The 12495-nt window shown below is 40.3% G+C and carries 10 protein-coding genes; all 10 read left to right on the forward strand.

All coding sequences use genetic code 11. The annotated features are described in order from the left end of the window. Positions 1 to 115 precede the first annotated feature (115 nt). The 10 genes from V7077_RS26430 to V7077_RS26475 all read left to right on the forward strand — a co-directional run bounded on the left by V7077_RS26430 (position 116) and on the right by V7077_RS26475 (position 12374). Positions 116 to 1018 (forward strand): LysR family transcriptional regulator, encoded by a 903-nt coding sequence (locus V7077_RS26430; RefSeq protein ID WP_335507515.1) that lies wholly within the window; start codon positions 116 to 118, stop codon positions 1016 to 1018. A gap of 187 nt (positions 1019 to 1205) precedes the next feature. Beyond that, positions 1206 to 1538 (forward strand): hypothetical protein, encoded by a 333-nt coding sequence (locus tag V7077_RS26435; protein WP_335507517.1) that lies wholly within the window; start codon positions 1206 to 1208, stop codon positions 1536 to 1538. A gap of 169 nt (positions 1539 to 1707) precedes the next feature. Then, positions 1708 to 2718 (forward strand): LLM class flavin-dependent oxidoreductase, encoded by a 1011-nt coding sequence (locus V7077_RS26440; protein WP_335507519.1) that lies wholly within the window; start codon positions 1708 to 1710, stop codon positions 2716 to 2718. Between the two features lie 92 nt (positions 2719 to 2810). Beyond that, positions 2811 to 4148, forward strand: a complete 1338-nt coding sequence (locus tag V7077_RS26445) for an LLM class flavin-dependent oxidoreductase (protein ID WP_335507520.1) — start codon at positions 2811 to 2813, stop codon at positions 4146 to 4148. Positions 4149 to 4160: 12 nt separating this feature from the next. Beyond that, positions 4161 to 5810 (forward strand): ABC transporter substrate-binding protein, encoded by a 1650-nt coding sequence (locus tag V7077_RS26450; protein WP_335507523.1) that lies wholly within the window; start codon positions 4161 to 4163, stop codon positions 5808 to 5810. Positions 5811 to 5832: 22 nt separating this feature from the next. Next, the gene (locus tag V7077_RS26455; RefSeq protein WP_420489711.1) at positions 5833 to 6765 is read left to right on the forward strand and encodes an ABC transporter permease; all 933 of its coding nucleotides are present in this window, start codon (positions 5833 to 5835) and stop codon (positions 6763 to 6765) included. A gap of 123 nt (positions 6766 to 6888) precedes the next feature. Beyond that, complete coding sequence (locus V7077_RS26460; protein WP_335507525.1) at positions 6889 to 7779, forward strand: ABC transporter permease; 891 nt, start codon at positions 6889 to 6891, stop codon at positions 7777 to 7779. Between the two features lie 14 nt (positions 7780 to 7793). Further along, positions 7794 to 9812 carry an ABC transporter ATP-binding protein gene (locus tag V7077_RS26465; RefSeq protein WP_335507527.1) on the forward strand — a complete coding sequence of 673 codons (2019 nt, stop codon included), beginning with the start codon at positions 7794 to 7796 and terminating at the stop codon, positions 9810 to 9812. Positions 9813 to 9932: 120 nt separating this feature from the next. Further along, positions 9933 to 10991 (forward strand): LLM class flavin-dependent oxidoreductase, encoded by a 1059-nt coding sequence (locus V7077_RS26470; protein WP_335507528.1) that lies wholly within the window; start codon positions 9933 to 9935, stop codon positions 10989 to 10991. A 48-nt stretch (positions 10992 to 11039) separates the two neighbouring features. After that, a complete protein-coding gene (locus V7077_RS26475) occupies positions 11040 to 12374 on the forward strand; it encodes an LLM class flavin-dependent oxidoreductase (protein WP_335507530.1) in 1335 nt (444 codons plus the stop codon). The last annotated feature ends 121 nt before the right edge of the window (positions 12375 to 12495 follow it).

The following is a 12495-nucleotide window of genomic DNA, read 5'->3' on the forward strand; positions in this document are numbered from 1 at the left end:
AGCTGATTGGTCAACCAAAGGCTCCTAAACGCATTTGCGTAGAGGAGCCTTTTTTATTTCTTTATGAGACAAGGACCTTTTTATTACCTTTATGAAAGCAAAAGGGGGATTTGATTTGAATATTGATCATCTTGAAGCATTTATGTATGTCGTTCATTTGGAAAGTATTCATAAAGCAGCGGAAGCACTTTATTTATCTCAGCCAACTGTTACAGCAAGGATTAAAACATTAGAACAGGATCTGGGCATCGAATTATTTTTACGGAAGGGAAGAAGCTTGACCTTATCGGGGGAAGGAAAAGCGTTTATCCCATATGCAGAGCAAATAATCCATACTTATCAACAAGGGAAGAAACTACTGAAAAAAGAAGACCATCTCGAGGAACTGGTCATAGGGGCGAATCTCATTACCTCACAGTATTTTATGCCGTTTGCCCTCCCGCTCTTAAAAAAAGCACATCCAGAGCTGCGATATAAATTTATCTCGGCTCCAAATGAGGTACTGCTTGAAAAATTGCTTCAGAAGCAAGTGGATATCGCCTTCATGAAGGATGTTTCTCATCGGGGGATACAAAAGCAAGAGTTTCTCCATAATTCACTTAAATTAGTCGTTTATCCCGGACACTCATTGCAATTTCAAGAGAAAATCTCTGTTGAGCAAATAGCAACTGAACCGATGGTATTTTTTGAATGTGGGGCTTTTGACTGGAATCGTGTGTATCATCTATTTGAAATGGCCAATATTGAACCAAGAATAGAATTTCTTGTGGATCATCTTGAGGTAGCCAAATCTATTATTCTTAGTAAAAATGGCATTGGATTTTTACCATCCTTAAGTATTAAAGAGGAGCTGCAGAGGGGCGAGCTTATTGAAATTGATGTGTCACATATATTAGAGATGAATCAGCCTATTTTTGTAGCCCATTTACTCAATGGGTTCACACATACGCTGGTCTTGGAAGATATCCTTTTGTCCGTTAAGAAATTTGAGAATCACCATTATCTCGCTTTAAATTGAAGTTTTCGATGAATTAATTAAATTTTTCTATCAGCTAATGTATTGCGGGATCAATCATTACACTGATAGGATAAATCTCAATAAATAACAAATTAGTATTCTTGATGAATAGTGGTAAAAAAGTATTTTAAATCCCACTATTCAAGTTTGGATTCTTGGTATTGGGTATTAGAGGAGGCAAGAAAGTATGAAAGCACAAAATGTATATGATGTAAGCCCATTGTTAAAATCTAAAAAGCAAAACTCCTTTGCAGCATATAACTATCTTAATATGCCAGATTTACAGTTTTTTAATTGGTGTAATCAGCAATTCAAAGTGAATCGAGGTATATACAATACAATTGATCAATGGTTTTATGAATATGGAGTTGTTAACATCTATTCCCGCAGAATCCAGCTTTTAGCATTCTTAGATTCTGTTAAAGATGAGTTAAATGAACCACATTCATCTAAATTTATTCGATTTGGTCATGGAGGTCTTACCAAAAGGCTAAATGACTTTATCCGGGATAGGGGTTAATTTTAATTACACATTAATGATAGATTTTTTTAATCAATAATTGATAATTTCCTATCAGTGAAACTATTGTCAGTTCCTAATTTCCAATGATAGGATAAACAACAACAAACCAAAAACCAACTTATCTGGTTGGTAAAGTCGGAATAAAATTGGAACGGAGGGAACGTAAATGAGTTATAAGTTAAGTATACTGGATCAGAGTCCAATATTCCCTGGTACTACTGCTTCACATGCATTGAAACAAACTGTATTACTAGCTCAAAAAGCAGAAGAATGGGGCTATAGACGTTTCTGGGTATCGGAACATCATAATGCCGAACAATTAGCAGGATCATCGCCAGAAGTATTAATTTCCTATTTATTGGCACAAACCAAGACCATCCAAGTTGGATCAGGTGGAGTGATGCTTCAGCACTACAGTCCATATAAGGTTGCTGAAAACTTCCATGTCTTATCGAACCTTGCACCTGGAAGAGTTGACTTGGGGATTGGGAAAGCACCGGGTGGTCTCCCCCTTTCAACAAAAGCCTTACAGTATGGAACAGTCAATGATGGGAAAGACATTTCAGACCGGCTATCCTTTTTAGTAGACTTAATTGAAAACTCGGTTGACAGCACACATCCGCTTGCGGGAATTCAAGCAACCCCAATTCCTCAGGAGAAGCCTGAAATATTTCTGCTTGGGGCTAGCACAACCAGTGCCCGGCTTGCTGCAGAACTGGGAATATCATTTGTTTTTGCTAAATTTATCAATAGTGATGATCGGGTGCTTGAGAGTGCTGCAAATCATTATCGGGCAGGATTTCCTAATGGAAGATTTATTGTTTCACTAGCTGTTATTGCGGCGCCTACTCAAACAGAAGCAGATCAATTGGCAGGGAACAGAAAAATAGTCAAAGTCCATCTCCAGAGTGGACGTTCGGTTACAGTACAATCTATTGAACAAGCAGAGGTATTTGGAAAGCAATCAGGGGAGCCATATGAAATCACGGAACAGGAAGCTGACATCATTGCGGGAACACCAGATTATGTAACGAAAGTTTTAAGTGAACTTCAAAAAACCTATCGGGTAGATGAATTCATCATACATACACCTATTGAACAAGAAGCAGCGAGATTTCAATCCTTTCAGTTGTTAAGCCCACTAGGTATAACGAATGCTCAGCCGCTAAATAGATAAGGATTCAAAGTTTGCATATTTTTTTAACCCTAAAACCAACTATTCGGGTAGGAATTATAAAAATTACGAGGGATGAAAGGAATGAACATGTGATGACCAATAAAAGACAATTAAAGCTAGGAACGATTATTCATGGGGTTGGAGGGAATATTGCGGCTTGGAGGCATCCTGAAGTATTAACAGATGCCAGTGTGAATTTTGACTTTTATAAGGAACAGGCCCAAAAATCTGAACAGGCTAAATTTGATTTTGTCTTTATTGCGGATGGATTGCATATTAACGAAAAATCATTGCCCCACTTTTTGAATCGGTTTGAGCCACTGACGATTTTATCGGCACTTGCGGCTGTTACCTCACGGATTGGCCTTGCCGGTACCGTATCAACTTCCTATAGTGAACCGTTTAATGTTGCTCGGCAATTTTCCTCCCTTGATCATATTAGTCATGGTCGGTCGGGCTGGAATGTTGTAACTTCACCATTAGAGAAAACGGCCTTAAATTTTAATAAAACAATCGAGGAACATCCTAATCATCCAAAAAGATATCAAATTGCCTCTGAATATCTAGATGTTGCCAAAGGATTATGGGATTCATGGGAAGACGATGCTTTTATTCGCGATAAAGAAACAGGAGTATTCTTTGATCCAGAAAAATTGCACTCATTAAACCACAAAGGGGAATTTTTCTCGGTCCAAGGGCCGTTAAATAGTGCCAGATCAAAGCAAGGACGGCCGATTATCTTCCAAGCCGGATCTTCTGAAGATGGGAAAAACCTTGCTGCGAAAGATGCAGATGCCATCTTCACTGGTCAAGCAACATTGGAAGATGCTCAAAAATTTTACCAAGATGTTAAACGCAGAACAGCTGAATATGGGAGGAATCCAGATCACATTCTTATCTTGCCAGGCATTGAGCCAATTGTTGGAAAAACGGAGGAAGAAGCCGAACAGAAATATCAAGAGATTGCTAATTTAGTATCGATTGAACAGGCACTGAACTATCTTGGAAGATTTTTTGAACATCATGATTTTTCCCAGTATCCACTCGATGAACCATTTCCAGAGCTCGGTGATTTGGGTTCTAACAGCTTTAAAAGTGGAACAGACCGAATTAAACAAGATGCGAAAGAACAAAATTTAACCCTTCGGCAGGTTGCATTAAGAGCGGCAACTCCAAGAACACCGTTTATTGGAACACCTGAAAAAGTAGCAGATTTAATTCAGGAGTGGTTCGAAGGGTTTGGAGCAGATGGGTTTATTATTCACTTTAATCTCCCAAGCACGTTAACAGGATTTATTTATGACGTAGTACCGATCCTAAGGGAACGCGGATTGTTCCGCACAGAATATGAATCTGATACATTACGAGGGAATCTGGGACTCCCATTCCCAACTAATCGTTATGCACAATCTACCGTGAAAAATGGATAAGGGGCGTTTGATATGAGACTAGTTCATCAGACAAAATTATTTACTATTCTATTAGTATTTTTGCTTCTAGTGTCAGGCTGTGCAAACGGTGCAAGTAAAACCAATCAATCAGCTGAAACGAGCGAAAAGAGTAAATCGGAGCCAAAGCAGGGCGGGGAATTAACCTATGCGCTTGCTACATCGCCTGATACATTGGATCCGCACAGGGCCGGGTTAGCTGTAGCAGGCCGTGTATTCAGAAATATCTTTGATAACTTAGTGTTTCAGGCGAAGGATAACACAATCCAACCATGGCTGGCAACAGAATGGACCGTTTCAGATGATGGAAAAAGTTATACATTCAAGCTTCGTAAAGATGTGAAATTTCAAGATGGGACACCTTTTAATGCCGAAGCTGTGAAATATAGTTATGACCGGATCATCGACCCAAAAACAAAATCAGGAAATGCACCAGGGCTTCTCCAGCCATATGTATCATCAGAAGTCATCAATGATTACACCATTAAGATTAACCTAGCAACACCATCTGCAGCATTCTTAAGTAATTTAAGCCAAAATCAACTTGGGATTGTCTCACCAACAGCCGCAAAAAAATATGGAGATCAATTTGGCAAACATCCGGTCGGGACTGGACCTTTTAAATTTGTTAGTTGGTCTGAAAATGCAGACATTCAACTTGAGAAAAATAGTGACTACAATTGGGGACCACCTAACGTTGAGAATAAAGGAAAGCCAAATTTAGATAAACTCACCTTTAAAATCGTTCCAGAAGAGGCAACCCGGATCGGCAGTGTTCAAAGCGGCCAATTGCTTGCAGCTGAAACAGTACCGCCTCAAAATATTGCTTCATTAAAAAATGATCCGAAAACTCAATTACTGACAGTAAATACAATTGGTCTACCATATACGCTCTTTTTCAATCAGAGAAAAGCGCCTTGGACTAATGTTAAAGTTCGTCAAGCGGTTCAGCTTGCAGTGGATGTTGATTCGATCGTAAAGACGTTGTACCTAGGAACGTATCATAGGGCTTGGTCACCGCTAACACCTGGTATTTTTGGTTATGATCAATCTCTCGAAGGCGCCTCTAAAGCCAATATTAAAAAGGCCAATCAAATCCTTGACGAATTAGGCTACAAGAAAGGGTCAGATGGTATACGGGTAAAGGATGGAAAGCCATTTACATTAAACTATGTTGACGGATCACCAAATCGCGAAAAAAGGAATGATATTGCTGTTATCATCCAGCAGCAGTTAAAAAAGGTCGGTATTAAAGTAGAAATTAATATTACAAAAGATATTGCCACAGTGATTTATAAAAATGCTGATTACGATTTGTATGGAAACAGCCAAGTAAATTCTGATCCAAATGCGCTTCGTGCCATCTACCATAGTCGTACACCAGAAGAGGAAGCTGTTTTTAAAGGTTTAACGGGTGCATCTAATCCAGAATTAGATAAATTACTCGAGCAGGGAACGATCGAACCCAATTCGGCGAAACGGGAAGAGATCTATAAAAAAGCCCAGCAAATCATTATCAAAGATGCCTGGATTATCCCAATTTATGTTTTTCCTTATACCGTAGCAGCATCCAAAACAGTAAAAGGACTTTCCTTTGATTCATTAGGCTATCCAGTGTTCAATGATGTAAGTATTGACCAATAACAAGAATAGGGGCTGATACATTGTGGGTTTAGTGAACAAGATCTTTTTAAAAATAGTGACTGCTTTTGTATCTATAATAGGCTCCTTAATCCTTGTCTTTTGCATCATCTATTTGCTTCCGGGGGATCCTGTGCTTTCGATGCTTGATCCCTCTGCTGCAACACCTGAAATGATCGCAAATTTACGCAAGGAGTTGGGGCTCGATCAACCCTTTTACATTCAATTCTTGAACTATTTTATAGGAGTTCTTCATGGTAACTTTGGTCAATCAATCGTTAATAGTGACCAGGTACTTCCTAAAATTTTAGAACATTTTCCTGCCACCCTCGCCCTAACGTTCACAAGCGCAATCGTATCTGTTGTGATTGGTGTTACATTTGGCGTCCTTTCAGCGATTTATCGGAATAAATGGATGGATGTTGTCGCACGATTAATCGGTTTATTTGGGATTTCTATGCCGACATTTTGGTCGGGAATTTTACTTATTCTTATTTTTTCTAACTTTTTAAACTGGTTTCCTGCCATGGGGTCGGATGGCTGGAAAACGCTTGTACTCCCATCCCTTTCCCTTGGCTTTGTAGGTGCAGGGTTAATTATTCGGATGGTCCGTAATAGCATGTTGGAGGTAATAAATGAGCAATTCATTGTTACTCTAAGGGCAAAAGGTCTTTCAGAGCAGGCAGTCATGTATCGTCACGCCTTAAGGAATGCCTTAATACCGGCCATTACTATTATTGGTCTGAATATCGGGGAGCTTATGGCTGGTACAGTTGTAATTGAAACCGTATTTTCCAGACAGGGAATAGGCCGGATTGTAGCTGATGCGATTATGGCGAAAGACGTCCCTGTCATTCAAGGTGTTGTGTTCTTTAGTGCTATTGTTTATGTAATCGTCAATCTTTTAGTTGATTTATCCTACTCACTCATTGATCCTCAGGTACGCCGAGCTAATTAAATGGTACCTGTTAAGGTGAGCAGGTCACTGAGTACTGATAAGAGAGGAGAGTAGCCTGAACGAGAACGATGAGAGAGTTACATGACAAGCGTAAGAAAAATTAAAATTAGGAGGGACTATATAATGAAGGAAGTGGTTAACACCAAAACGGTGCTCCAAGTACCAAAATGGAAGTTTAAAAGATTAAAAACTAACTTCTCCGTTTCAAGCCTCTGTATTTATGCAGCAGGAATGATTGTCTTGTTCATTATCGTCTCTGCATTATTTCCAAAATGGATTGCACCTTTTTCTCCAACCTACATGGATACATCACTTATTTTAAGTGCACCAAGTTCAGCACATTGGTTCGGAACCGATTATTTTGGCAGAGATGTGTTTAGCCTAGTAATCTATGGAAGCCGGGACTCCCTAATCATTGGTCTGGCTTCCGTTCTCATAGGTGGATTGATTGGCGGGACAATCGGAGCAATATCGGGTTATTTTGGCGGAATAATCGATGTAATTTTTATGCGGTGTATTGAAATTTTGATGACCATCCCAGGTGTTCTGTTGGCATTAGCTATTGCTGCTGCACTTGGACCTGGCTTATTTAATATTGTATTAGCTGTTGCAGCAGCTTCTATACCAGGATACGCACGAGTAATGAGAGGGCAGATGCTTTCAATTAAAAAGCGCCAATATGTAGACGCATCTCGCTCAATAGGAACACCTGAATGGAGAATTTTTCTTTGGCATTTATTACCGAACTCCTGGTCCCCGTTGTTAGTCATGGCGACCATTGGTCTTGGGTCCTCTATTTTAATTGGTTCAGGACTAAGCTTTCTTGGCCTGGGTGTCATCAAAGAAATTCCTGATTGGGGCGCACTTCTTTCCCAGGGACGCGGATATTTGACCGTAGGCTGGTGGATTTCTACTTTCCCGGGTTTAGCCATTACCCTTTTTGTTCTTTCTGTTAATATTATTGGCGATAAACTTCGGGATATTTTTGATCCAAAAACAAGCCGTGCGAGCTAAAGGAGGAACTTCAGATGGAAAAGCTGCTCGATATTCAACATTTAAAAGTTGATTTTACAATGAAAGGCCATGATCTTACAGCCATAAAAGATGTATCGCTACATATTAAAGTCGGGGAGACCGTTTGCATTGTTGGGGAATCTGGAAGTGGCAAGAGTGTTACCTCAAAAGCCATCATGCGGCTCATCGATTATGAAAATGGCAAGATTTCTAATGGCAGCATTATATTAGATGGAATGGACCTCACCCAATTGCCGCAAAAAAAGCTCCGTTCGATTCGCGGTAAGAAGGTGGCAATGATTTTTCAGGAGCCGATGGCTGCTTTTGATCCTGTGTTTACGATTGGGAGTCAAATCATTGAAACCATTCTTGAAAATAAACAATCTACTAAATGGCAAGCCAAAGAGCGTGCGCTTTATTTGTTAAATAGGGTTGGCATATCCGATGCGGAAGTACGATTAAAACAATATCCAAACGAGTTATCTGGAGGAATGCTGCAACGGGCAATGATAGCGATGGCGCTAGCCTGCGGTCCTGACCTTCTTATAGCGGATGAACCAACTACAGCACTAGATGTCACCATTCAAGCTCAAATACTACAACTACTTCAAGAGTTGAAAGAAGAGTTTGGTATGTCGATTCTATTAATTACTCATGATATGGGCGTTGCGGCTGAAATGGCGGACCGGATCATTGTCATGTATGCTGGTCGAATTGTTGAGCATGCAACGGCAGCACAATTGTTTGAACTGCCCCATCATCCTTATACACGTGGATTGCTTCAGTCGATCACGACAATGGAGAGCGATCGAAGCAAAAAACTTTATGCTATTAAGGGATCTATTCCAGGATTGGCTGACGCGGTATCGGGCTGTCAGTTTCATCCGCGCTGCCCCTTTGCAACCGATCTCTGTTCAAAGGAGTCGCCGCCACTAATGGAAGTGAATAATCGAGATACGGCTTGCTGGAATGCAAGGGAGATTTTACAGTCCGAAAATGGGAAACAACCTATTGAAGAAATCAAAGCAATCGTACTCTCTGAAAAAGAAGATATCGATCAAAAATCTAGTGAACCTTTGTTTAAGGTTCAGGAATTAAGTAAATATTATCCGATTAGCAAGAACGTTTTTTCTCGAAACCAAGCCTCGATTAGAGCGGTTGACAATGTATCTTTCACCATTGATAAAGGGGAGACATTTGGTCTAGTTGGAGAATCAGGCAGTGGAAAATCGACTTTAGGTCGCATCCTATTACAGCTTGAAAAACAAACCAGTGGAAAAGTCTTTTTCGGCGGGCAGGATTTGTCACTATTAGGGGCAAAAGAATTGCGTGAAAAACGGAAGGACATGCAAGTGATTTATCAAGACCCATATGGTTCTGTAAATCCACGCTGGAAAGTTGGAGATATCATTGGAGAGCCTCTTCAGGTACATGAATCACTTAATGGAAAAGAAAAGACTGAGAGAGTTCAAGAATTATTAGAGGTCGTTGGCCTTAATAAAGGCGGATTTGATCGCTATCCCCATGAGTTTTCAGGAGGTCAGCGTCAGCGGATTGCGATTGCTAGAGCCATTGCGCTAAACCCTCAGTTTATCTTAGCAGATGAAGCGGTCTCGGCATTAGATGTATCAGTTCAGGCTCAAATTGTGAACTTATTGCAAGATTTACAGAGGGAGCGGAACTTAACTTATTTATTTATCGCTCATGGGTTAAATATTGTCCGGCATATCTCAAATCGGATTGGTGTTATGTATTTAGGTCAATTAGTGGAAATGGCCGAGAGTGAAGAATTGTTTTTGCATCCTGCCCACCACTATACAAAAGGTTTAATTGATTCGATTCCAGTGGCAAATCCTGCTTACGCCAGAGAACGAATCTCTATTCAGGGAGAAATACCCTCTCCCGCGAATCCTCCAAGTGGCTGCCGATTTCATACCCGCTGCCCGGCAGCGACTGCACGTTGTCGTGAAGAACAGCCGCTATTCAGGGAAGTAACAAAAGGGCATTGGGCTGCTTGCCATCATCCATTATAAATAAGAGAAGATGAAGGGCAAAACCCATCAGAAACCATGTTCAACTAGCTGCAAAACATGGATGAACAGCCCCGGCCCAATGAATAGATTGAGCAAGGGATTCAACAGGGGGAAATAAAAATGAAATTTGTTTTGTTTGATTTGATGAGTAATCATCCAAACGGTGTGACCGGGGAGATTTTAACAGCACAAGAGAGAATAAACCTAGTAATTAATCAGGCGATTTTTGCGGAAAAACTTGGATTTGATGGCTATGGAGTTGGCGAACGACATGGTGCACCATTTCTATCGTCCTCGCCAGCCGTGATGCTGACGGGCATTGCAGCCAGAACCACAAAGATACGCTTACTGCCAACCGTATCAGTTTTAAGTGTCCTTGATCCAGTGCGAGTAGCAGAAGATTATGCCACACTTGATCATCTGTCTGGTGGAAGATTAGAGATGATGATTGGAAAAGGAAATGATCCGCGCCATTTCCCGTTATTTGGAATTACAGAGGAAGAGCAATGGATTTCACTTGCTGAGCGCTATGATCTGCTGAAACGCTTATGGTCTGAAGAAAATGTCTCATGGGAAGGGACCTACCGTTCTCCATTAAATAATATTACGACAGAACCAAGACCGTACCAAAAACAGATCCCTATTTGGCATGGCAGTGCATCCAGTCCACTTTCTACAGAATTAGCAGCAAAAAATGGCGAACCGATCTTTTCATCTAATGCTTTCCATCCAATGGCCAAATATAAAGAATTAATTGACCATTATCGGGAACGACTAGAGTTTTATGGATATGATTCAACTAAAGCCATTGTCGGTGCTGGTGCTGGCAGTTTGTATTTGGCCAATACAACGGAAGAAGCCATTACCCGTTTTCAGCCCTACTATGATAGTCAAATGACAACAGAAGCAGCAAAACATAATCAGTCTCCATTCAAGGATCTTAGGGATCACATCCAAAACGGCTCTGCTCTAATAGGAAGTCCAGAGTTTGTCATCGAAAAGATCCTTAAATACCATCAAGCGTTTGGACACCAGGTACAAAGTATAAGTGTAGGAGGCATAAGTAAGGAAGAACAATATGAGCAGCTGGAGAGGTTTGCGGTGGAAGTTATCCCCGTGCTTAAACGCGAGATTCCTAGTACAGTTTGGGAAGTGGAGCAGGCAGTGGTGGAATCTTAGCTATTATTTTATCTCACCTAGTCGTGTTCTGATCGAGAGGAGTTATCAATGAGCAATCAAGGACGTACCATGCATTTAAATTTATTTTTATATAATATGGGACATCATGAAGTCTCCTGGCGATATCCAGAATCGTTGTCTCATCGATTGATGGACTTCACTTATTACAAACAATTGGCTCAAAAAGCAGAACAGGCAAAAATGGATTCTATCTTTTTAGCCGATCGTATTTCTACTTCACCAAAGGCTGTTGAACATGGCTCGCTCATTTCTTTTGAACCAACAACTTTATTATCAGCGATAGCAGCTGTTACCAACCGAATTGGATTAATTGGAACTGTTTCAACCAGTTTTAATGAGCCTTATAATGTAGCGCGGAGATTTTCATCCCTTGATTTTTTGAGCAATGGGCGAGCAGGATGGAATATTATTACCTCTGGGTCCGATGATGAAGCGCAAAATTTTAATCTTGCTGGAATTCCTGATCATTCTGAACGTTATAGAAAAGCAAGAGAATTTTTAGAAGTTACCATGAAGCTTTGGGATAGTTGGGAGGATGAAGCTATTTTACTAGATAAGGTGAATGGTATGTTTGCCGATAAACAAAAGGTTCATGAAATTCACCATAACGGAGAATTTTTTAATGTTCGCGGACCGTTAAACCTTCCAAGGTCTCCACAAAAAAGACCCGTTCTCTTTCAAGCAGGAACATCAGAGGACGGAAAGGACTTTTCCGCCCTCTATGCTGATGCCATTTTTACCGCTCAGCAAACCTTTGAAGATGCAAGGGCATTTTATAAAGATGTAAAAGAAAGGATTTCTGGAAATGGCAGGAACCCTGAACAAGTGAAAATATTACCGGGAATTAGTTTTGTGATCGGTAATACAGAAAAAGAGGCCGAAGAACGAGCAGAAGAGTTAGCTGAATTCATGAATTTCGATCATAGTATTGTTCAGCTTTCGAATAGAATGGGGGTGGACCTATCATCCATTTCGTTGGATGATCCGCTTCCCAATCTCTCTGATTTAAAAGAAACACAAGGCCACCAAAGTCGTACAAACTTAATCATTCAATTGGCCCAAAGTGAGAATCTTACCCTTAAACAATTATTGATTCGCTTAGGGGGAGGGAGAGGCCATTATACGATTAGCGGGACACCAAAGTGTATTGCAGATGAGCTTGAATTTTGGTTTCTTAACGGTGCAGCAGATGGATTTAATATCATGCCGCAAATAATGAATCGAGATTTCAACCTGTTTGTCGATTTAGTTATCCCAGAATTACAGCGCAGGCAGCTATTTAGAAGGGATTACTCAGGTTCTACTTTGAGAGATCATTACCAGCTGCCCTTTCCTGTAAATCAATTTGTAACTAGTAGCTGATCTAAAAGAGCTTCAATAATAATCATCGTTTTGGTGTTTTTTTTCTTTTAATTCCTACTAATTCGATTGGTTTAAATGATTTAATTTGAATCAACTATATTATTGATAGATTTTATCAATG

It is taken from the genome of Neobacillus vireti (assembly GCF_036962465.1).
Classification (GTDB): Bacteria; Bacillota; Bacilli; order Bacillales; family Cytobacillaceae; genus Neobacillus; species Neobacillus vireti_B.